The 22,533-nt window shown below is 47.5% G+C and carries 20 protein-coding genes, 2 tRNA genes and 1 pseudogene; 6 read left to right on the forward strand and 17 right to left on the reverse strand.

Going from position 1 to position 22,533, the window contains the following annotated elements; all coding sequences use genetic code 11:
- Positions 1-104 precede the first annotated feature (104 nt).
- From B5D40_RS07470 to B5D40_RS07490, 4 genes are all read right to left on the reverse strand, one after another.
- Positions 105-2,429: an AAA family ATPase gene (locus tag B5D40_RS07470; protein WP_078776413.1), complete on the reverse strand. Its 2,325-nt coding sequence runs from the start codon at positions 2,427-2,429 to the stop codon at positions 105-107.
- A 230-nt stretch (positions 2,430-2,659) separates the two neighbouring features.
- Positions 2,660-3,673: a helix-turn-helix transcriptional regulator gene (locus B5D40_RS07475; protein WP_078776414.1), complete on the reverse strand. Its 1,014-nt coding sequence runs from the start codon at positions 3,671-3,673 to the stop codon at positions 2,660-2,662.
- A 129-nt stretch (positions 3,674-3,802) separates the two neighbouring features.
- A complete protein-coding gene (locus B5D40_RS07480; RefSeq protein ID WP_078776415.1) occupies positions 3,803-5,125 on the reverse strand; it encodes an ATP-binding protein in 1,323 nt (440 codons plus the stop codon).
- Positions 5,126-5,404: 279 nt separating this feature from the next.
- A complete protein-coding gene (locus B5D40_RS07490) occupies positions 5,405-6,742 on the reverse strand; it encodes an ATP-binding protein (RefSeq protein WP_078776417.1) in 1,338 nt (445 codons plus the stop codon).
- A 39-nt stretch (positions 6,743-6,781) separates the two neighbouring features.
- Here B5D40_RS07490 and B5D40_RS07495 point away from each other — a divergent pair, with 39 nt between their 5' ends.
- Entirely contained in the window at positions 6,782-7,105 is a 324-nt protein-coding gene (locus tag B5D40_RS07495) for a hypothetical protein (RefSeq protein WP_234978160.1), read from the forward strand.
- Positions 7,106-7,222: 117 nt separating this feature from the next.
- Here the strand turns inward: B5D40_RS07495 and B5D40_RS07500 are convergent, their stop codons facing one another.
- Positions 7,223-7,504, reverse strand: coding sequence for a hypothetical protein (locus B5D40_RS07500; protein ID WP_078776419.1), 282 nt, complete (start codon positions 7,502-7,504; stop codon positions 7,223-7,225).
- Between the two features lie 488 nt (positions 7,505-7,992).
- On the opposite strand from B5D40_RS07500, the gene B5D40_RS07505 reads away from it, so the two are divergent.
- Positions 7,993-8,574, forward strand: coding sequence for an alpha/beta hydrolase (locus B5D40_RS07505; RefSeq protein WP_078776420.1), 582 nt, complete (start codon positions 7,993-7,995; stop codon positions 8,572-8,574).
- 34 nt (positions 8,575-8,608) lie between these two features.
- Here the strand turns inward: B5D40_RS07505 and B5D40_RS07510 are convergent, their stop codons facing one another.
- The 8 genes and pseudogenes from B5D40_RS07510 to dapA all read right to left on the reverse strand — a co-directional run bounded on the left by B5D40_RS07510 (position 8,609) and on the right by dapA (position 13,753).
- Complete coding sequence (locus tag B5D40_RS07510) at positions 8,609-8,983, reverse strand: hypothetical protein (protein ID WP_078776421.1); 375 nt, start codon at positions 8,981-8,983, stop codon at positions 8,609-8,611.
- A 149-nt stretch (positions 8,984-9,132) separates the two neighbouring features.
- Positions 9,133-9,321 (reverse strand): hypothetical protein, encoded by a 189-nt coding sequence (locus tag B5D40_RS16095; protein ID WP_078776422.1) that lies wholly within the window; start codon positions 9,319-9,321, stop codon positions 9,133-9,135.
- A complete protein-coding gene (locus B5D40_RS16100) occupies positions 9,290-9,892 on the reverse strand; it encodes a hypothetical protein (protein ID WP_078776423.1) in 603 nt (200 codons plus the stop codon). The genes B5D40_RS16095 and B5D40_RS16100 overlap by 32 nt, the downstream gene beginning before the upstream one ends.
- A 49-nt stretch (positions 9,893-9,941) precedes the next feature.
- Positions 9,942-10,466 (reverse strand): annotated as a pseudogene (locus B5D40_RS07525) (type II toxin-antitoxin system death-on-curing family toxin); the annotation flags it as partial.
- Positions 10,467-10,514: 48 nt separating this feature from the next.
- Positions 10,515-11,207, reverse strand: coding sequence for a hypothetical protein (locus B5D40_RS07530; protein WP_078776425.1), 693 nt, complete (start codon positions 11,205-11,207; stop codon positions 10,515-10,517).
- Complete coding sequence (locus tag B5D40_RS07535) at positions 11,194-11,994, reverse strand: hypothetical protein (protein ID WP_078776426.1); 801 nt, start codon at positions 11,992-11,994, stop codon at positions 11,194-11,196. Before B5D40_RS07535 ends, B5D40_RS07530 begins: the two co-directional genes overlap by 14 nt.
- A 208-nt stretch (positions 11,995-12,202) precedes the next feature.
- Positions 12,203-12,787 carry a hypothetical protein gene (locus B5D40_RS07540; protein WP_078776427.1) on the reverse strand — a complete coding sequence of 195 codons (585 nt, stop codon included), beginning with the start codon at positions 12,785-12,787 and terminating at the stop codon, positions 12,203-12,205.
- Positions 12,788-12,796: 9 nt separating this feature from the next.
- Positions 12,797-13,753 carry a 4-hydroxy-tetrahydrodipicolinate synthase gene (gene dapA, locus B5D40_RS07545; protein WP_073306096.1) on the reverse strand — a complete coding sequence of 319 codons (957 nt, stop codon included), beginning with the start codon at positions 13,751-13,753 and terminating at the stop codon, positions 12,797-12,799.
- A gap of 187 nt (positions 13,754-13,940) precedes the next feature.
- On the opposite strand from dapA, the gene B5D40_RS07550 reads away from it, so the two are divergent.
- The 3 genes from B5D40_RS07550 (at position 13,941) to B5D40_RS07560 (ending at position 18,921) form a co-directional block, all read left to right on the forward strand.
- Positions 13,941-16,727, forward strand: coding sequence for a T9SS type A sorting domain-containing protein (locus B5D40_RS07550; protein WP_158222053.1), 2,787 nt, complete (start codon positions 13,941-13,943; stop codon positions 16,725-16,727).
- Positions 16,728-16,888: 161 nt separating this feature from the next.
- A complete protein-coding gene (gene leuC / locus B5D40_RS07555; protein WP_078776429.1) occupies positions 16,889-18,298 on the forward strand; it encodes a 3-isopropylmalate dehydratase large subunit in 1,410 nt (469 codons plus the stop codon).
- A 17-nt stretch (positions 18,299-18,315) separates the two neighbouring features.
- On the forward strand, positions 18,316-18,921 hold the full coding sequence (locus B5D40_RS07560; protein WP_095849628.1) for a 3-isopropylmalate dehydratase small subunit: 606 nt from the start codon (positions 18,316-18,318) through the stop codon (positions 18,919-18,921).
- A gap of 79 nt (positions 18,922-19,000) precedes the next feature.
- Here the strand turns inward: B5D40_RS07560 and ruvB are convergent, their stop codons facing one another.
- From ruvB to B5D40_RS07575, 3 genes are all read right to left on the reverse strand, one after another.
- Positions 19,001-20,029: a Holliday junction branch migration DNA helicase RuvB gene (gene ruvB, locus B5D40_RS07565; protein WP_078776431.1), complete on the reverse strand. Its 1,029-nt coding sequence runs from the start codon at positions 20,027-20,029 to the stop codon at positions 19,001-19,003.
- A complete protein-coding gene (ruvA, locus tag B5D40_RS07570; protein ID WP_078776432.1) occupies positions 20,030-20,620 on the reverse strand; it encodes a Holliday junction branch migration protein RuvA in 591 nt (196 codons plus the stop codon).
- Between the two features lie 583 nt (positions 20,621-21,203).
- Positions 21,204-21,276, reverse strand: a tRNA-Lys gene (locus B5D40_RS07575).
- A 71-nt stretch (positions 21,277-21,347) separates the two neighbouring features.
- Here B5D40_RS07575 and B5D40_RS07580 point away from each other — a divergent pair.
- Positions 21,348-22,238, forward strand: a complete 891-nt coding sequence (locus B5D40_RS07580) for a tyrosine-type recombinase/integrase (RefSeq protein WP_078776433.1) — start codon at positions 21,348-21,350, stop codon at positions 22,236-22,238.
- 154 nt (positions 22,239-22,392) lie between these two features.
- Here B5D40_RS07580 and B5D40_RS07585 read toward each other — a convergent pair.
- Positions 22,393-22,465 (reverse strand) — tRNA-Lys (locus B5D40_RS07585).
- Positions 22,466-22,533: the final 68 nt, after the last annotated feature.

The raw sequence follows: 22,533 nt of genomic DNA on the forward strand, positions 1-22,533 counted from the left end.
CAGGTTTGGTTGAGTTTGCAAAAAAGACAAGGCCAAAAGTAAAATGGATGGTAGAAATTTTACCGATCGGCAGAGTTTGCCGATTTTAGGGGATATTCTGCAATTTAAAACCCCATTACGCGGCCCTGACGACCGTCTTTGTACGAGATTTCCGTTTTTAGTGCCTCAAGGATCACTTCGGCGGTGACATTGCTCTCGAAGCGCAGGGTGCCATAAGCGGCGTTGAAGTCGCCAGGGGTGAGCATGCGCAGGTTCTCCGCCTCGGTAGGGCATTCCACCTGCGGAAAGAAGGCCCGCCACATCTTTTCAATGTTTTCGGGCTTGAGGAAGTCGAATTTCACCTTCAGCGCAAAACGTCTGCGCGATGCGGTATCGAGGCTCCCTTCAAAGTTGGTGGCGGCAATGAAAATCCCCTTGAAGTTTTCCATCTGCGTGAGCATTTCGTTTACCTGGGTTACTTCCCAATTGCGGGCTGCGCCTGCGCGGTCGCGGATTAGGCTGTCAGCTTCGTCCAGAAAGAGAACGGCCTTTTTCTCTTCGGCTTCCCTGAACATGGCGCGGATTCGCTGCTCGGTTTCGCCTACATAGCAGTTCAGCAGGTCGCTGGTTCTTTTGATGAGAATCTTGCGGTTAAGCCTCCGGGCGACATGTTTCGCAAATTCCGTCTTGCCGGTTCCCGGCGCCCCATAAAGGAGGATGTTGAGCGAGTCGGGGCGGTCGCCTTCTTGCATGGAACGCCACTTGGCATCGAAGGACTGCGTGACATTCAGAACCTTTTCCATTTTGGTATCGATATTCAGTGCGTCCAGAATGTAGCTGGGGGAACGGCTTTCCTTGTCGCGGTTTGTGTACTCGATGTTCAGCTTCAGGAGCGTTGCCTGCGATTCGGCGATCGTGCGCACCGTTTTTACGGGATCAATTTTGCAGCCCGATTTGAGCAGTTTCTTGGTCCCGACAATGGCCTGCGTGATTCCGCCTGCGGTAATAGGGAGTTCCTCAGAGAGTTTTTTAACGGCCTCTTTGGGCAGGAACGATTTTGCTCCGTGCTCGTTCACCACAGAGTCCCAGACTTCACGACGTTTTTCGGCATCGGGACGCTCGAATTGGATGGAATAGTCAAAGCGGCGGAGCGTACTTTTCTCGACCCAATTAATGTTATTCGAAATCCAGATAATGGGCTTCTTGATTTGTTCCAAGAAGAAATTCAACGCGCCCTTTTCGCAGCAGTTCAAAATGACATCGGCCTCGTCCACCAAAAGGATTGCCTTTTTCTTCTGGTACTTGCTTGCGGCATAGAGAATGCTGCTCATGCGGCGACGTACCACGGAATCTTCCTTGCTTTCGCGGTGGGCGCCTTCGGTGCTGATGTTGGTGAGAATGAGCGGGCACTTGAGTTCCTTCGCGATTGCTTTCGCAAGTTCCGTTTTGCCGGAGCCTTCTACACCGTAGAAAAATACGTTTAGGCAGTCTCCCGTCTTGCAGTGCTTCAACATGTTGAACGCGAGTTCCACTTTTGGATTTTTGCGGCAGAGTTTCTTGAACGGAATGCTGTCTCCTTCGTAAACCCTGAAGAAAAGGCTGTCCAGGTCTTTGCCGGAGTGCCCATCTAAAAACATTCCGATGCGTTTCGAAATGTCGGCGTCCTCGTCGATAATCGCCATCTTTTTGAGGGTTCCCTGATTCGAGACTGCGGAATCGAAATCCAATTCTGGATAGAGCTTGGTGAAAATTTCGGGCATAACCATATCGCGGAAACGGCGAGAACTGATAGCATTCGTAAGGGATTCGCACTGTTCTTTGTGGAAGAAAATCCACGAGAACATCAGGAGTTCCATTTCGGTATCGTTCAGGCCAAACGCCTTCTGCACAATGTTCAAACGTTTAAAATATCCGTCGTCTTCGATATCCTGATTTTCTTTCAGGGTTTGCATAAGTTCGCGAATGATGCTTTCATAAAACACCTTTTGCGATGGGGTATCAAAAATACCCTCGTGATTCAAATACTTTTGCACGAAGTCGGAAATTTCTTGAATGGAACACTCCCTGTGGATGACGTCGTTGAAGCGGACAATGGCATTTTGACGACGCTGGTAAGCGACCGATTTCTCGTCATCATCGCAGCGGAGCCTCTTGCCCGCATATGCTGCATTCGAATCTTGAATATATTGTTTCTTTTGGGTTTCAGGCATGCGGTCTTCTTCGGCATTGATCTTTTCAAAATATGCCGAGAGGTTCAAGAGCACGCGGGAGGCGTTTTCTTTGGGGAAAATGGCGATGCAGTCGTCCGGATCGGGGTAATTCTTGACAATGTGGAGTATGCGTATCCAATATTCATAACTCTTGAGAGTTACGAAGTCGAGATGGATTTTCTTTTTGGAGAAATCGGAATTAAGCGATTCTACCACGCCATTAAAATAATCTTTTTTCATAAAATCTCCATTTTTACATCAAAATATAATATGCGAATGTGACAAAAACTGACGCAACTCTACTTCTGAAAAACGGGTTGAATTTTTCATTCTATATATCGTTGCAAATGGAGATTTTGTAAATCAAATATTTAATCCGACCTTATTTATCGTATTAAAAGCCGCTATTGCGTGTTTGAAATCGCCACGCCTCTAACGAGGCAAGCAATGTCGGGTCGCTTGAATGTTTTTTATCCGTACATTTCTTTCAGGTAGTCCGCGAACTCGCTCAGCTTTTTCCGCAATGAAACGGGCTTGATAACGCGGGCGACGTTGGCGAAGGAAACGACCCAGTTGAACAGCAGCTGATTGTTTTCCACTTTCATTTTCGCAATGATTTTTCCGTTGCGGCCCTTGCTTATGCGCAAACTGCGGTTGAACGGACGCTCTTCCAAGTAAAGCTTCGCGCTGCTTTCGAATTCGATTTCGACATCTTCGAGTTTCGGTTCCTGACCGCTCATGAATGCAGCACCAGAAGCCACCTGTCTGCGGAGCTTTTCGACGGTTCTCGGATTTTCGACAAAGGTTTCTTTCGATAGTTTTACGCTCTTGATTCTACGGAACTTGAGTGTGTAGGTATCGCCAGCATGTTTTGCCGATTCGCAACCCACATAGATGTCGTTCTGGTAAATGATGATCATTAGCGGGATGCGTGTGGAACGCCTGTTCGAATCTTCGGTGAGATACTCGATATCGATTTTGCGGTGGTCGTGAATCGCCTGCAATATTACGCGAATTTTGTCGCTCGCGTCTTCTTCAAAATTGGGCGGCGTGCCCATGAAAAGAATTTTGCTGTTTAGTTCTTCGCCAAGTTGCTGAATAGATTTCTTTTCGCGTGTCGGCAGACTGTTTTCGATGCGTTCCAGCAACTGTGTAATGATTTCGCTCGTGGCCGGGTAAATGTTCGCGATGCGCCGCAAAAAGACGAAATGCAGCATCGTATTCTCGAAATTTGGAAACAGCAAACGATCGGCGTTTTGCAATGCAGAACTGTAATAGAACGTGCGCCCCACGCTTTCCGCCTGAATGTAGCGCCCGCCATCCATCTCGCTAAGGAACCGCATATCGCGTTGCACGTTGCGTTTTTCGTTCTCGGGAATCTCCAGAGCCTCCGTCAAATCGTTGATGGTGAATTTCTTGTTCGGGTTCGCAATCACCTTCGCAAAAAGCTGTACCGTGCGTTCGCCGCGAGTCTTGTCTGCCATAATTTACCTCTAATGGCAATATATATTTTTTCTATGCGGTTATAATTGTCGCATGCCGTTGATGTGAGAAAAGGAGAGTCAAAGGTAGCCGAACGAGTTTTTCTGCATTTTGAGCGTGAGAGGACGTTTTTAATTTTGACCAAACCGGTCCATATTCCACAGCAAATACAATGGGAGGCTCACGGTCGCACTGCCCTCGCAGTCGTTTACGGCAAGGTTCTTTAGCGAAACCTTGTAACCTATTGGTGGGGAATACTTCTTGCAGAATTGCCTGTAGCTTTTGGCTTGCGTGTTGGTTGCCGCCTTGACTTCTACAGGAACAATTTTTCCATCTTTTTCGTACAAGAAATCCAGTTCGGCACTGTTTCCAGAACGCCAAAAATAGGGATTCTTTTGCTGGTTGACAAGTTCATTCAATACGTAATTTTCGGTAATTGCGCCTTTGAATGTAGGGAGTGCTCCGTCGTCCAGCAAAAGACTTTTGTAGCCAAGCGAAAGGCGACGGCCAAGCAATCCGATGTCCGAAAGATAAACCTTGAAATAAGAGGCATCTGCATTTGCCGAAAGCGGATGTTCGGCATTTTGGACAAGTTCGACCAGATGGACGAGGCCTGCATTTTTTAGCCACTGGAGTGCCCCCTCCAATTCATGAGCCCTCTTGCCCTCTTTTACATGCGAAAAAACAAACTTGTTGTTTTCCTTGGCGAGCTGTTTCGGCACGGAATCCCATGTCATACGGATTTTTTCGATTTCCGAAACGGGTGCATGTTTTGAAAAATCGTCGGCGTAGTCTTCAAGAATTTCGTCTTGAATTTTGCCCACCTTCTCGAAGTCCTTTGAAATCGCATATTCGCTCACAGCCTCGGGCATTCCGCCAACAACAAAATATTCTTTCAACAACCGTTCAAGCGGTCTCGTATAGACTTCGGGAATTTCACGGTCTATGGGCCACTCTGAAAAAAGTTGTACGTATTTGTCTTCGCCGCACGCCATTAAAAATTCCACAAATTTCATCGGGAACATTTGCATCCGATTCACCTTCCCGACGGGGAAGGATATATTTTCCCTTTTCAAGGCAACACCTAAAAGCGAGCCTGCACAAACCACATGAAGCTCGGACTTGTTTTCGCAGAAGTATTTAAGCGATGTAATAGCTCGCGGAGCTTCTTGAATCTCGTCAAAGAAGAGGAGCGTTTTGCCAGCCTCGATTTTAGTCTTTTCAAGCAGTTCCAGTTCGGCGATAATCCGATTTACATCGAAATCGTAATCGAAAACGGCTGCGTACTTGGCGCTCGATTCAAAGTTGATGTAGCAAACATTTTCAAAGTATTCTGAACCGAAATCCTTCAGCGTATGCGTTTTTCCGCATTGGCGAACCCCGGTCAAAAGCAGTGGCTTCCGACGCTTACTGCCCTTCCAGGCAACCAAATCCTTCAAAATTTCGCGATTCATAGCCCCAATATACAAAAGTCGTAGGACTTTTGTAACAGAAATTGCGTTTTTCGTATGACTTTTGTTGTTTTTTGACTTTTGCACCGGCTATTCAGATAAAAAGAACAAATTACTGCGCGAATGTGCAGAATTTAGCCATGCAGTTAAACGGTTTGCCAGTTTTTTTCAAAAAATTTGTCGTTGCGAAAGTATTTACTTAGCGATGATAATCCGCGTATTAAAAAATCAAAAAGCCATTATCGAAGATGGCAAAAACAATCTGTTCCAACACTACGAACATCACTCCAAAAACATCGTCATGTAATATGGCAGTGTAACCATCTTGCCCATAACGCCTATGTTGTTTTCTGACAACTTGTAGCAAATTTTGGCCGCATAATTTTCGTTGTTCAGTACGGTCTTTGCAGATTTTGAACGGCCCGTCGTCGCCTTCACTTCGATAATGGCGAGTTCGCCACCGATGCTTTCTACAAAGTCAATTTCAAGGCCCGAATCCTTGCGGAAATAGTAAAGTTTGCGTCCCTGTTTCGAGAAGCAGTCCGCGACGATGTTTTCGTAGATGGCACCTTTGTAAAAGCCCATGTCCCCGCTCAGGATTTTTGCAGCAGTACCGCGCTCCAGCATGGCGACAAACAGGCCGGAATCCTGGACATATATCTTGAACGTGTTTTCAATTTTATAGCCGTCAAGAGGTTCCGCGATGTTGGTCAAGTTGTAACAAATGTTGATTATACCGCAATCATGGAGCCACTGGATTGCGGTTTGGTAATTTTCGGACCGACCCTTCTTTTCAAGGGCTGAATAGACAAACTTGCTGTTCTCTTTGGCGAGTTGTGAGGGAATAGAATCAAACACGCGGTTGATGCGGCCAAGGAGCGTGCGGTCAATTTCCTCGTTCTCGTTCTCGTCAAGGTGCTTGCCGAAATCGTCCTTGTATTCTTCAAGAATGTCCTGTTGTTCTTGCCAGACTATGTTCATGTCGCTTGTTTCGACAAATCGTGAAACGACATAGGGCAGGCCACCTACGCAAAGGTATTCCTTGAAATAACGGAGCAGGGCGTTGTGTGTCGCTTCGCTTACGGGTTCCTTTCGTTTGAAACAACCCTTCAGGTATTCGATAACATTTTCGCCAATGCCTTTTGCCCACAGAAATTCCTCGAAATCCATGGGCTTCATGTAGATGATTCGTTCAAAACCGGTAGGGACGCCTTTCCCCTTTTTGCGGTTATAGCCTTTGATGCCGAGCAGTGAGCCTGTACAAATGAGATCATAGCGGCCATCTTCCATAAAGGGCTTGATGCTTGCTCGTGCATTAGCGCATTCCTGAATTTCGTCAAAGATGATGACGGTCTTGTTTTTGACAAAATGCGTGTTAGGGAAAAGCGCCGATAGGTCGATGGTAATTCTGTTTATGTTGAGGTCGCCTTCGAAAACCCTTTTAGCACTTTCGTTTTCCTTAAAGTTGATATAGACAATATTCTCATAGTTGGCTCGGGCGAATTCCAGGACGCTAGACGTCTTGCCAATTTGCCGCATGCCCTTGACGACCAGTGCCTTCTTTTTGCCCCCCGAAACCTTCCATTTTTCAAATTCTTTAAGGATTTTTCTTTTGAACATGTTGTAAAACTACACTTTCCCAAGTGAATTGTCAATGTTTTGCTGCACTTTTTCAATCGAATTAGTGCGTATAATATGCACTTTTTCAACCTAAAAAACGCAAAAATGTCAATTTTAAACGAAAAACGGCAGCTTACAATCCCATTACGTAGGCCTAGCGGTCGTCCTATACTTGATGAACTTTTTGAAATCAGATATGGCGCTGTAGCGGTGCATTTAAAGCTCCGACTTGCCCTTCCTTTTATCAAAGAGTTCGCCATCATCGTCAAAAAAAGCTCTCTTGAAAAAAAAGTCCAGGCTCTTGAGGGCATTTTCAAAATAACGCTCTGCAATAATTACTCCTTTTTTGCCATTTCAAAATAACATGGAAACCGTTTTACTTATCACCATAAAAACGCATACTATCCACGACAAATACCGACGCGATTGGAAGTGTTTTTTAACTTCAGTTCTTTAGTGAAATGCTATTTCATTTCTCCGTTAATAATTGACGTTTTTTATCTGTTTTCTTTCAATTAATACAAATTGGCGGTCAATCATTTGGCCCGCATGGAATTTTTCATTGGATTCCTTTTTATTGAAATGGCTTTGCTTAACTTTTATATTGCATCCTTCATTTTCACTTGGATTTATCCATTCCCATTTGTTAGATCCATTACTCTTAACTTGATAAGGATCGTAACAATACACCCAACCTTTTTTTATAAAATACAGTGATATAATGCCAGCAAGAAGCTCTCCAAAGAACCCGGAGAAGTCCACATGAACCTTTTTTAATTTTCAGAGTTTTAAAATCAACTTCACGTCCAGACAATACTTTTGCTTGAATTGCGAATTCATTCGTCTTGTACGAACTTAACCAATGTGCTAAAAGTTCAACAGCAAATCCCGTTGTAACGCCAGATTTAGGCTCGTCAAGTGTGTATTCGTAAATTCGGCGAACAACCTCAGCAGGTATTTCCGTTCGCTTAAAGAGATGTATCAAAGCATTGATGAACGAAGTAGGAACGCAATCGTATTCTGTAATTAGCTCCCGATACTTTTTGAATTTTTAGTCATTTTTTCTTATAAAGGGAAGTCTATTCACCAAATTAGCTTTTTTTATGAGAATTAGGAGATTGTTTGCGAACACAAGGAAAGCTTCTAAGAATGAGTATTTAACTGTGCAGTCAAATCCCATTAATCACGACATTATTTGTCGCTTTAGATATGTATTTTTTGTAAGTGAAAACCTTTTGCTCTAGCACGATATGACAAATTTCCTCATTGTACCTGCTCCACGCCAAGATTACGCCCTTCTAATCAAAGGCGGTCAAGGCGGAACCGCATACGGTTATCAAAACAAGTACCTGAATTTGGCCAACGAAATCAACAACAAATACGGGATTACTGTTGTGAGTAGCCCTACTCGCGACGAACAAAAATTTGGCAGTGCAGCGGTTCAAATCGCGGAAGACATTCGTGCTGTAAACGAAATCTGCAAATCGCATCCCAAAATTTTATTCATGGGAATGTCAAAGGGAGCTTTGCTTGGCGGTATTGCTGCCATAACAATTCCGCAGATTTCCAAGTTACTTCTGATAAATCCTCCCTTGATGATAAACCTGCCGCGCATCAATCGTGCAGCCAAAGCATTCAACGGAGAAATGATGACTTTCGTCTTCGGGAGCGAAGACCCGTCTATCAGGGAATCCGAGCTGCTGAGGCTTTACGAACGCGACAAAATGAAAGTCGTTAACGTCCCCGGACAAGACCACTATTTTTCTAAAGACGGATTCAACTTGATGACACTCGTGGAAGAGCATTTGCTATTTAATTTTGAATTGAAATAACAGGACCTTCGCACAGTCGTTCGCCGGATTTGTTCTAGCCATCATTCCTTTTGAAGATGAGCCTGTTGTTTTCGCCGTCCGGGTCATATCGAGTCATGAACATGCACCAGGGGCCTTCGATTTCTCCGCTCATTATCAGGGGCGTGATGGTTTCCAGTGCGGTCATATCGCTATCTCGCCGAATGTAGATGTCCCTGTGGGCGATGGGAATATCCTGTTCTATAAATGTCTCGAAAAAATCCAGGACGTTCGCCTGAATCGATGAGTCGTTCGGGTCTAGGATGGCGTTGCGGATGGATTGCCAGACTTCTTCCTGTTCGCACTTGTCGGCATACGATTTTTTCACAAGCGCGTGCAAGTCGTTGTATTTCTGGGTAAGCGTCGAGATGGTATTTTTTATGCGGCCCATAATAGATCCTTTTTTATTTAATATAAATATCGATTGCGACAAATAATGACGTAAAAGGTATTGCGATTAGAGACGAATCTTGACGTGGGGCGACTTGATAAACATCCGCAAACAGTGACACATTTTATCGCATAATCTAAGGAACGTTATCATTCCTCGTCTTTCGGTTTGTATCCGTAATCATTGCCGTAGTATATCACTTTATATTTCACCTCGAATTGCCGCGGATCCATGTTCGCAATGTCCCAAAAACTGTAGAGGCTCAAGCGAGTATCATATAGAAGGCTATCTAAAAACATCGTGACTTCATTTTCTACAAATTCCGAAATGTAGAGCATTTCTTTCCATGCGCAGATTGTTGAACGATCGTCTTGAGGGCTTGTTGGCGATTGCCCTTCGCCAAACGTGTCGGCATGACAAAGATTTTTCCCAGTCGGCATACCCCATAAGTAAAGTTGCAACAAGTTCGTCGGCCCCTTGAATATCCCAGTAATTTCCGGGATGAATTACTGCTTCTACCTGGTAATCCTTGTAACGTTCGAATCCCTGCGCAATGCGGCCATCCAAATGCTCCTTTGTTTGCAGGAAAGTTTGATAAATCTCGTTTTGAAGGTCTCGAATATGCCTATCAAACAGGACAAGTTTTTGCTTATTTTCGTCATTCCATTCAAAATCGTGATTCAGTTTTTCTCGCCGATCGTGTAAAAATTCCTGGTGGACCCAAATATTGTATAGTTTGTTTCTATGGAAACAATAATGAAATTCGGTTTTGTTATAAATGGCATCAAATAGTTCTTTTGTGTTTTTTAACTTTGCTAATTTTTCTTTTCCGCCATCTACCGTTTTGTGAAATCGTTCAAGGACATCCCATTTAATGGGGAAATCTAGCCATTCATCTCTGTAACTCATAGGATCCTCTTTTTTAGTGAAAAATTTTTGGGTGATTAAACCCCGTGTTTCAATTATCCCGGTTAATCGGGTTCACGACAACTTTCACCATCATGTCCTTTTCTTCGGGACGGCTTTCGGCAATCAGGAGCGTGATGGCGACGAGCGTATTGTCCGCAATGCGTTTGCCTCCGTTTATGTTGTATAGAACGCCGTTGTTTTCCATGAACCACAAGAAGAGTACCGCTGCGATGCGCTTGTTGCCGTCGCTGAAGGAATGATTCTTGACCGCCAGATATAAAAGCATAGCCGCCTTTTCTTCAATGGAGGGGTAAATTTCCTTGCCGTCGAAGGTCTGGTAAATTTGTCCGAGGGAACTTTTGAATGATTCGTTGCGTTCATGCCCGAAAAGAGCGGAGCCGCCGAACTTTTCCTTGAGCCTCTGGATTGCGCCCTTTGCATTTTCATAGGTAATTTTGAATTGGGGAGTGGCAGTCGTATTGCAAATCGTAAGCCGCTGGTAGTCGTAATCGTCAAGCGTGTCCAGGGCGTGCGTATAGTCCGAAACCACCTGCGTCAGGGCTTCGGATTCGTCAATGTTTTGCAGATTGCAAGTGTTATACCTCTTTACCTCGTATTCAAATTATCTTTTTGCCGCTTTCAGCAAATTCTTGATTTGTCGCGCATTCGGAACGGAGATTTTCGTGTTTTCCGTTTTTTGCGAAGGCTTTGTTTGCATGGAGGGAATGGCAACCGCTGGGAGCGCACCTTTCGGCAAATCGAATGGCAAGTTCAGGAATTTCTTGAGTTTGGCGAACCAGTCTGGATTTTTCATGTTGAAAATGGGAGAACCCTTACGGTCGGCCATTTCGATAGCTTGGCCCGTTCCGCCCGATTCCCTGGAGCGCGTTGCAGCCGTTTCGCAGCCGTCCTTGGTGTAGCATACTACAAAATCTACGGTCACATCCAGATTGCGTCCGAAAATTTGGTTCGTGTTGCGGGCATACAAATCAAGGGCGTGACCTTGCAACCGCTCGTGAGCCGGATGCAATTCCCGAGCGATGGAGCGGGTTTCTTCCGTGGCGTCTGCGGGCGTGAAAACATTTTTATGTGCAGGCAAACGGACGCCAGCTTCAAAAGCAGAGTCCGCCCCCAAAGCACCACCGCTGTTGAGCGTGTAGCCCAACTTTTCCAGTTCTCCCGCCAGCCAGCACATGATGCGTTCTACGGGTTCGCCAGTATTTGGTTCGCAAAAACCGCCCAAGTCCCGATGCCCGATTCCGGCGTAAGTCTTGCTTCTCCCCGTTGCCATGGGCAAATCCTTAAACTTCCTCATTATTTTTCTCCTCGCGTTCTTTCCAATATCGTTTGTATTCTTCTTCCTGCATCTTGACTCGCCTGCGGAGTTCCGCGGCCATCTTTTTAGGAACCGGCAGCGATGTCGGTAAAACGTCAACAACTGCAGGGTGCGTGTGCCCATAGCCGATTTCACCATCTTTTTGCACGTCGTAATATACAACGGAATACGAGTCGTCGGTGTCATCGGGATGAACGCTCAACCAAAAACGATCTTCTTTGCAACGTTCTTTTTGCCGCTCCCATATAAGAGTCATATACTTGATGCTCGGAGGCATCTTCCGGATAATACCGAGTTGCACAAAGTCATAACCTGCGATTTCCACAAAGTCGCCCTCTTTGAAGGGAATCGTCTTCAAGTCGCGCCCATAAAAACCGGTGTCGCCCAAATCGACATTTTTGCCGTTGAAATAGCGGATGCCTGAAACTTCGCTTTTTTGCCATAGCTTGCCGTTTTGCAGGTAGCGTCTTCGCGAGAGCGAATCTCCTCGACGGAACGTGCCGCCCAACGGTTTTTCTTCAACAAGAAAACTGTAGATGCCGTTGTTCTTTTTGGCAATGCTCTTGATTCTCCTTTCGACTTCGGCCAGCGTCTCACAAATCGCATTTTCCAATTCATATATCCCGAACCCCGGTTCTGCATAACCAAAACGCTCGATTTCTTCTTCGTCGATGCTGTACACGGGCTTATCGCTGAAGTTGTATTTGAAAACGCGTAAAATGAAAACGCTCTTGTAGTTTTTCTTTGATTGCCTTTTCAAAGTCATAATTACTCTTTATCTCTGATGAATATACAATATGGATGTGACAATTGTTGTCGCATATACTTGAGCAAAATGCCGTTCTACGCTTAAGGAAAATTTCAAGAATTTAAATGGAGCGGATTGAGGAATCCTCTAGCTGGTGGTTTTCAGTTTATACAAAAAAACGCACGGCGTAAACCGTGCGATTTTATAGTCTTAGGAGAAAAGAAATTTATTCTTTATCCTTGGCGGCTTTCTGCATTTTTTCCAAAGCCGCTTTCGGGTCGAGTTCAATTTCTTCGGAAGCGTCATCGACAAGAGAGGCAAAATCATTGTACCAATCGGTAAAGATTTCCACTTGCAGATGGTCCGGTCCCGGCAAAGTCAGGCGAACTCCGCATTCGTCGCCGACACGTTCGTTGTATTTGTCGAGTTCCGGCTTGAGCAGGGAAAGGTCCATGCCTTCCATGTCTTTCGGGTCGAGCCAAATCGGCAATTCCTCGGCATTGTCGGCTTCGGCATCCTTGTCGCTTTCGTCGCATTCGCAGGAACAGTTGCCGCAGCAATTTCCGCAGCACTCCTCGTCGTCTTCAATGCCCGAATCGTAATAGAATTCTTCGTCTTCCAGATAAAGGGTTTCGACGAAAACGCATTTGGAACCGAGAGCCTTGGCGACATCGACAAATTCCTGGAAGGTTCCGCCGAAATAGCGCACGGTTTCGGCTTCCGGGTTGATTTCCTGAACGGGAACCGGCAAAAAGCCGAATTGTTTCAGGTTGTTGAATATTTCGTCTGTGACATTTTTAATATCTGCCATTTGATTTCCTCACTGGTGGTATTTGATAAGGCTAGGCGCTTTTTCGCGAATCAACTTGAGAATCCGAGCTTCAGCTTCGTCACCGCGGGCGGTATCCCGAACGTTGCACATGGGCTGGAAAAGCGGGCTGTTGAAAAGCGTTCCCAGAGGAATCGGATTTTTGCGGCAGAAAGTCGTTTCCACAAAATCGCGAGCCGCGTCTTGCAAATCGTCGCATTTCTGGAATTCGCCTTTCTGGAAAGATTCGTAGAGTTCCACGAAAATCTTCGCCGCTTCGGGAATATTCGCCGTGGCACTGACGAGGGCCGTTCCGCCCATTTCGAGCATATCGATAAAAAATCCGTCTTCGCCGCTCATGACGGCAAAATCGTTGTTCTTGGTCTCGTTGATGACGCGCTTGGTGTCTTCGTGGAATTTTTCGCCGATGCGGAAATCGACAGCCTGCTTGAGCCCGATGATGTTTTTGTCTTCGGAAAGGCTGATCAATGTGTCGGGGTGGACATAGCTCGCCGTGCGACCGGGAACGTTGTAAATGATAATCTTGGCTCCGGTTTCGGAACTGAGCGTCTTGAAATGCTTTTCGATGCCTTCTTGCGAGGGATTGTTGTAATAGCCGGTCACGCAAAGAACGGGGACCGCAGCTATTTTCAGCACTTCTTCAATCATTTCAACGGATTCGCGAGTGCAATTGGAACCCGCACCCGCAATCACGGGAACTCGACCGTCCACATAGTCGAGAGTAAACTTGATGATGTCGAGATGCTGCTTGTGGGTGACGGTGGCACTCTGGCCGGTGGTTCCGACCGGAAGAATCCCCGAAACTCCGGCTGCAATCAAATCGTCTATCATTTTTTCCATCTTTTTGTAGTCGATGGAATTCCGAAGGTTCTTGGGATCGTCGTCCTTGAGGGGCGTAAAAAGAGCGGGGAAGACTCCGCGCAATTGAGAAGCGTTTGTAATTTGCATGGTATAAAAATAAACAAAAATCGGGAAAAATCGCCCACATTTTCAAAGGAATTGGCATTTTTGCTTTCTTTTTTGCGGTAGGATGGAAATAATAATTTTCAAAATCCGATTCACGGGTATATTTTTAGAGCGTTCATTTTTTAGGCGTTTGATTGCGAAAACGCTTTTTGCAAACGAGGTGAAGTGTATGGTTCAAATTTGGAAAATTGCCGTTCTGGGTGCGGCTCTGGTTTCGTCGGCATCCGCTGCGGATTCTTTCAAGTGGAGCAGTGTGGCCATGGGCGGCGGCGGATTCGTTTCGGCGATTGTGGCTTCTCCTTTGGAAGAAAATCTTTTTTATGCAAGAACGGACGTGGGCGGCGCCTACCGCTGGAACAACGCTTCGGAACGGTGGGAATCCATGATGGACTGGGTCGATGTTTCGGAGCGCGGACTTTTGGGCGTGGAAGCCATTGCCGTGGACCCCAAAGAAGCGGAAACGGTTTACCTGATGACGGGAACCAGCTATTTCAACAACGGACGCAGTGCCTTTTTGAAATCCACGGATAAAGGAGAGAGCTGGGAACTCCATTACGTTTGGGACGAAACGGGCGAAAAGGGCGGCGCGGTCAAAAATTTCGGTGTTCACGGAAACGGCATGGGCCGCGGAAACGGGGAAGCGCTCGCCATCGACCCCAACAATTCAGACAATATGTTCTATGGTTCCCGGCGCTCCGGACTTTGGAAATCCACGGATAACGGCAAAAGCTGGACGCATGTGGATGCTTGGACTGCGGCTGCGGGAAGCGATACGACCTGGAACGGTTCGGGTTTCAGCTTTGTCCAGTATGCGCCCGGAAATTCCAACGTGATTTATGCGGGATTTTTGCGGGACGGCTCAAAAGGTAACGGCACATTTGAAAACGTCTTCACCTCGACGGATGGCGGTGCTTCTTGGAAAGCTCTCCCCATTCCAGACAAGTTGCGTTCTACTGCGGGGGGAAGCCTTGTTCGCCTGATGCCCCAACGTGCGGTCGTGGCCAAGGACGGTTCTTTTTTAATTGCGACTTTTGCCGATGGCGCAGGCCCCCATACCATGGCATGGGACGAAGGCTGGGGAATGATTTACGACGGATTCGGGCGGGGTGCGGTGCTGAAATATGATGTGGCAAGCAAAACCTGGTCCGATGTTTCTCCGGAAAATTTACTGTATTACGACGGAGCGAAATACGACATTGTTGATGTGGCCGATTCCAATTATCAGTATTGCGGTCCCTATGGCGGTATTGCCATCGATCCGAATAATTCCCAGAACATTGTCATTACGACGGAAGGCTATACCGGCGCACAGTACTGGAAGCTCCCCAGCGGTTCTTACGATATGGACGGGCAGTGGGGAACGCAGATTTACTATTCCACAGACGGTGGCGAGACTTTTGTGCAGTCCTTTGGTTACAATCTTACGACGGTCACCATGGACGAGAACGGCATCGGCTGGATGAACAACAGCTCCATCCACTGGTCGGGAAGTGCCGCCATCGACCCTTTCAATCCGAAACGCGTTTTTGTTTCTTCGGGCAATGGAGTTTTCCGTTCCGATGATATTACCGATTACACTTTAATCGACGATCCTTATCTGCATTCCGGCTCTCGCGTTTATGATGCCTGGGGAGCGGTCACCAATAATCAGGTATGGAAAGTTTCGTCCCACGGAATCGAGGAAACGGTGCCCTACGACGTGGTGAGCATTCCGGGCGGCCCCATGATTTCTGTGATTGCAGATTACGACGGCTTCCGTCACGACAGCATCTGGAGCTACCCCAGCAATCGGCATCTTTCGTCTGTAAATAGCGGAAGCCCTGTAGGTTCCACCTGGGGGCTTGCCTATGCACCTCTTTCAGGAAAACTGGTGAAAGTTAGCGACGCCCGTGTTTACAAAGCCAAGTATAACGATATTCCCATGGCTCCGCTGCAATACTCTGCGGACTCTGGCAAATCCTGGAGCGTGGAAACCTATACCGGTCCCAATTCCTCTTACAAGGGCGGCACGGCAGCCATTTCTGCAGACGGCTCTGTTGCCATCTGGGTTCCGGGGGAAGGGACGACTCAGGTTTTCCGCAATTACAATACGACCACTTGGGACAACGTTTCGGGAATCACCAATTCGGCTTATGTGGTGGGCGACCCGAAAAACGCTAACGTGTTCTACGCTTACGATAAATCCACGGGCGCATTCTACAAAAGTTCGGATCAGGGCAAGACTTTTGCCAAAATTTCCGAACCGGGAGTGAGCCAATTCAAAAAATTCCGTGCGATTCCGGGAAAGGAAGGCGATCTTTGGCTTCCCATTGGCGAAATCGATGAAAACGGCAATCCGAAAAGCGGAAAGCTGTTGCACTCCACAGATGGTGGCACGACGTGGACGGCGGCAGCGGGCATCGGCTATACCGAAGCGGTGGGCTATGGAATTGGCCCCAAAAATTCGGGAACCGCCCTTTATGCTTTTGGCATTGTGGATGGCACATCGGGAGTTTTTGAATCCTCCGACGAAGGGGCGTCTTGGACGCGTGTCAATGACGACGCTCACGAGTATGGCGGCCTTGCCAACGGAGAATTTGTCATGGGCGACATGAACACTTATGGCGTCGTCTATATGAGCACAGCCGGGCGTGGAATCGCTGTTCGGGTGCCCGGCGATTGGAATATGGAATCGACAAGTTCCTCTTCGGCAATGCCCAAACCGTCTGCTGAAAATGCCGTCAAATTTAGCCGAGTCGCCTTTGTGGAAGCCGGCAAGCTGAATCTGGTGGTAAATCGCTCTCAAGTCAAAGTCGCCCTGTACGATTTGAACGGCGAAAAAATTTACAGCCGGACTTTAAATCATTCCGAAAGCATTCCTTTGAAGAGCATGGTCAAATCCAGTGGCTCATACGTCTTGCGAGTCACCAGCGGCAAAACTTTGCTTCTTTCCGAAAGGCTCGGCATTTCTCGCTAGTTTCGCCCGCATCAAACGATTTTTTTGCGCAGACGTTTCTTTTGCCCTCGAATAAAGGGGGCAATGCGTTTGCTTCCCCCCAAAAAATTTCGTTTTAAAAGGCCAAAAATTTTTATATTATGCGGCGATATTTTGACCAATCTGACGATTGAAGGTATTTTATGGGCAAAAATCTCTATCAAAAAGTATTTGAAAGTCACATTGTGGCAAAGCTGCCAAGTGGACAGTATCAGCTTTTTATCGGAACGCATCTCTGTCACGAAGTGACAAGTCCGCAAGCGTTCGCCATGTTGCGCGAAGAAGGACTCCGGGTAAAATATCCGGAACGCACTTTCGCTACGGTGGATCACATTATTCCGACAACGGCGGATGCCCGCAAGCGTCCGCTCGCCGATCCGATTTCCGAAGAAATGCTTTCTCACATTGAAAAGAACACCAAGGATTTTGGCGTACGTTTCTTTGGTCCGGAAACGGGGGAGCAGGGAGTCATTCACATTGTGGGACCGGAAGAGGGCGTGACCCAGCCGGGTATGACGGTGGCTTGCGGAGACTCGCACACGGCAACTCACGGTGCGTTCGGAGCGGTCGCTTTCGGCATTGGAACCAGTCAGGTCGCCGATGTTCTCGCCACGCAAACTTTGGCGATGAGTCCGCTGAAAACCCGTCGCATCAACTTTACCGGAAAGCTCAAACCGGGCGTTACCGCCAAAGACGTCGCTCTGGCCTACATTGCAAAGCTTGGCGTAAACGGTGGTGTGGGATATGCTTACGAATTTGCCGGTCCGGTCATCGAAGCCATGGATATGGAAGGCCGCATGACCGTCTGCAATATGGCGATTGAAGGCGGAGCTCGTGTCGGCTACTGCAATCCGGACGAAAAGACTTTCGCCTTCCTCCGCGGGAAGCCCTATGCGCCCAAAGCGGACAAATGGGATGAAGCGGTCGCTTACTGGAAGTCAGTTGCGACAGATGCCGACGCCGTATTCGACGATGAAGTTGAAATCAACTGCGACGAGTTGGAACCGATGGTCACGTGGGGAATCACGCCGGCTCAGGCGATACCGCTGAACGGAAATATGCCGCGTATTGACGAGTTCCAAGGGTCGGAACAGAAAGTCATTCGCGAAGCCTATGAATACATGGGTTGGGAAGAGGGCGGAAAAATGATCGGAACCCCCATCGACATCGCCTTTATCGGTAGCTGCACCAATGGACGTCTTCCGGATTTGATCGCAGCCGCAGAAATTTTAAAAGGCAACAAGGTTTCTCCGAAGGTCAAATTGTGGGTGGTTCCCGGTTCCATGAAAATCAAAAAAGAAGCCGAGTCGCTCGGTCTGGACAAAATCTTCAAGGAAGCCGGTGCCGAATGGCGGGAAGCGGGTTGTTCTCTTTGCCTGGCGATGAATCCCGACAAACTCCAAGGTCGCCAGATTAGCGCCAGTTCCAGCAACCGCAATTTCAAAGGCCGTCAGGGAAGCCCGACAGGCCGCACCATCCTCATGAGCCCGATCATGGTCGCCGCCGCCGCGATCGAAGGCAAAGTGACCGACGTCCGCAAATATCTCAAGTAAGGAGCGAAACGACTATGTTGACTGTGATTGATTCTGTAAAAGGTTCCGGCATCCCTCTGCGCGGAAACGACATCGACACGGACCGCATCATTCCGGCGCGCTTCCTCAAGTGTGTCACGTTTGACGGTCTAGGCGACAACGCCTTTGCCGACGACATCGCCGGCCTTGCCAAACAGGGAAAAACGCACCCCTTCCGCGATCCGGCTTACAAAAACGGTTCTATTCTCGTTTCCAACAGGAATTTCGGTTGCGGTTCCAGCCGCGAGCACGCCCCACAGGCGCTCAAGCGTTGGGGAGTCCGCGCCATCATCGCCGAAAGCTATTCCGAAATTTTCTTCGGGAATTGCGTCGCCATCGGCGTGCCCTGCTACCGGGTTTCGCACGAAGTCGCCGACAAAATCCTCGACTGGATTGAAGCGCACCCTTCGGAAGAAATGGAAACGAGCACCAAGGACAGAACCCTTAAAATGGGAAGCGAAGTCGTCGCTCTCGAACTCGCCGAAGGCCCCCGCGGGCAATTCCTCGACGGTTCCTGGCATGCGCGCGGCGTCCTTCTTTCCAATGCGGAAAAGGTGACAGGACTCGCGGAAAAACTCCCTTATATGCAGTTCCTTGCCCGCTAATCGGTAATTGCAAGCAAAATCAAAACCCGTCAGCATTCATCTGGCGGGTTCTTTTTTTAGGATTGCGAATTTTACGGAGCTAAAACTCGAGTTCCCCTTGAGTTCCTTGGGGAGTGGGCAAGTGCAAAGCCTGATAAGCTCTAGGAGTCAAAATGCGACCGCGAGGAGTCCGCGAGAGAAATCCCTGCTGGATTAAAAAAGGCTCGTAAACTTCTTCCAGCGTATCCGGGTCTTCGCCGAGAGACGCTCCGATTGTTCCCAGCCCGACGGGGCCTCCCGAAAAATTCACAGCAATCGTCGAGAGAATCTTGCGATCCATCGGATCCAGGCCCTGGGAATCGATTCCCAAGAGTTTCAAAGTCCGTTCCGCCACGTCCAAATCGATGAGGCCTTCGCCTCGCACCTCGGCGACATCGCGCGCCCTTCGGAGAATGCGGTTGGCGATGCGCGGCGTCCCTCGGCATTTAGAGCTCAAAAGTGCCGCGGCTTCATCGGTAATTCGGGCGTTTAAAATTTTTGCGCTGCGCTTGAGAATTTTTTCCAAGTCTTTGGCGGGGTAGAGTTCCAGGCGAAAATGCAAACCAAAACGATCGCGAAGAGGCCCTGTCAACAATCCAGTTCGAGTTGTCGCGCCGATCAGCGTAAAATGCTTCAGCGGCAAATTGACGCTGCGTGCTGCCGGTCCGGAATCCAGCATGATGTCCAAACGGAAATCTTCCATAGCGGGGTAGAGATACTCTTCGATAACGCGACCCATCCGGTGAATTTCGTCGATAAAAAGAACATCGTTCTCGCCAAGGCTTGTGAGAAGTCCAGCAAGATCGCTCGCTTTTTCTAAAACGGGACCGCTCGTAATGTGAATTCCGACCCCCATCTCTTTGGCGATGATTCCGGAAAGAGTAGTTTTCCCGAGTCCCGGAGGTCCCGCAAAAAGGCAATGATCTAGAGATTCGCCTCTTTTTTTGGCCGCTTCGATCGCAATCTGCAAACTTTCCTTGATGTGATCTTCGCCCGTAAAATCGGCAAGGGTTTCGGGGCGCAAGCTGCGTTCCAAATCCGCTTCTTCGCCATTTGCCTGTTCTGGAGAAATAATACGTTCCGACATCATTTACACGTGTTTGAGGGCTTCGGGGATAAGATCTGTCACTTTGGCATTTTCGCCGAGAATTTCCACAGCCTTAGCGACGGCCTTTTGAGCCGCTGGATCCTTGACTCCCAGAGTATGCAAAGCCTGAATCGCTTCGCTCTGGTTGGGGGAGAGAAGCGCCGTCCGTTCGCCGCCTTCGACAGAAGAAAGCGCAAGGGCTTTGTCCTTAAGGGTAAGCACAAACATTTCCGCTGTCTTTTTTCCGACTCCCTTAATTTTTCCAAGAGCGGCTTTGTCTTCGCGCGCAATGATGGAGAGAAAATCCCCGGGTGAAATGGAAGAAAGAATGCGTTGCGCCGTTTTGGGACCCACGCCATTGACGGAAATCATGCTGCGGAAAAGTTCTTTTTCCTGCGAATCCGCAAAACCGAAAAGTTCCATTGCGTCTTCCCGCACAACAAGATGCGTCAAAAGGGTCAGTTCCGTCCCTTCTTCAGGCAGACGCTCGCCGGTTCGTGCGGAAATCTGGACTCCATAGCCGACACCGCCACATTCGAGAACAGCAAAAGTAGGATGGCGTTCCACCAGAATTCCGTGCAATCTTTCAATCATAGCTCAAAATATAGAAATTGAGTGCCGCAGCAAAAGATTTTAAAAGCACAAGTCCAAAATAAAAGAATCCACGAAAGCATTCCAACTGTATGCCCGATAACGCCCATTATGTAAACTAAACGAGTGTTTTAAATATGCGAATATCGCGACGCCATTATCTTTTTCCAGGATTTTCTCGTTGCCAGATCAAGAGGCGTTCGAGCGTAAAGTTTGCCCGGACCTCCATTAATTTGAAGAAGCCATAAAGTTGTCTGCCGAACTTTCTAACCACCGAAAATCCTTAAAAGACATTGCCCGTTTGTTTGCGTTCTCGCTCCTTGGTTTGCCATTCCTGCGGCTCATCGTCTTCTACTTTACAGAAGGGCTAGGCGTCCCATCAACAAAATCTGGAAAATTTAAAAGACGACTTTTCCAAGATTCCTCTTCATCCTTTTTCTCCCGACAAAACTCACTTTTCTTATGATGGCGAATCTTTGATTTCCGCTTGTTTATTTGGCCGAGTTGTTACTTTATTGCATTTATCTTGGGAAAAATCTTTTTTTTGCAAAAAAAAGCCCTTTTCCAAAATGGAACAGGGCTTTCGTGGATGATGCAGGGATCGAACCTGCGACCCGCTGATTAAGAGTCAGCTGCTCTACCAACTGAGCTAATCATCCATTGCGCCACAAAAATAAAAAAACAAAATAGAACGGCAAGGGAAATTTTTAAAATTGATATATTTTCTGTCATGGACAATGGCGAGTGGCTGGATGCGTATCTGTCTTTTTTAGGTGTCGAACGGAATCTCTCCCCCGCCACCATTCAAAGCTACGGCGAAGATTTGCGCCACTTCATTTTTTGGGCAGACAACCGCGGTTCCAATATCGGCGATCTGAAACCCGAGGAGCTGGATTCCTTTTTAACGGAAATCGCTGGTCGAGAGGAATACAGTCCCACTTCTGTCGCCAGGCATTTTTCCAGTCTCCGAGGCTTTCTCAAATATTTGCAACAAGAAAAACAATTTCCCTATTCGACAGACAATCTTTTGGCGACTCCCCGAATCGGCAAATACTTGCCGCAATGCTTGACCCGAGAAGAAATGGACAGCATTTTTGAAAGGATTCAAACGGAATCTAAAAATCCGGAACGGGATACCGCTCTTGTCGAATTGCTTTATTCCGAAGGCTTGCGCATTGCCGAAGCGCTTTCTTTGCGCCCGCAAGACATCGATTTTGACAACGAATGGATTACGCCAATAGGAAAAGGAAATAAGCAGCGTCTCATTCCTTTGGGTTCGCAAGCCAAAGACAACATCAAACGATGGATGAACGGTCCTCGCTTGCGATTCCAATCCAAAGCCAATACGGTCATATTGAATTCGCGAGGAAAAAAAATGTCGCGTATGGGCGCGTGGAAAATCATCCAGAATTTTACATCCCACTTGGATAAACACGTGACTCCGCACACTTTCAGGCATTCTTTCGCAACGCATTGCTTGGAAGCGGGAATGGATTTGCGCGTTCTGCAAGAGCTTTTGGGACACGCCAATGTAACGACTACGCAAATTTATACCCATATCAATGGCCAGATGATGCGTGAAGAACATCGGAGTTTCCATCCACGGGAAATTTCCAAGTAAAAATACGGCTTTCGTGACATCCCCCTTGACTGTAAATCTCTGGCTAGAGAGCAATTATTCCGCCAGCAACAAGATTTCCCCACTTCTTCGATTCTTGACAAAACGACTCCTCTCTCAAAAGAAAAATCCCCATTCCAAAGGAACAGGGATTTCGTGGATGATGCAGGGATCGAACCTGCGACCCGCTGATTAAGAGTCAGCTGCTCTACCAACTGAGCTAATCATCCGATTGCGAACCCAAATATAGCAAGGCGATTTTCTTTTGGCAAGGGAACATCGACAAAATGATGAAATT

It is taken from the genome of Fibrobacter intestinalis, assembly GCF_900167415.1.
Classification (GTDB): Bacteria; Fibrobacterota; Fibrobacteria; order Fibrobacterales; family Fibrobacteraceae; genus Hallerella; species Hallerella intestinalis.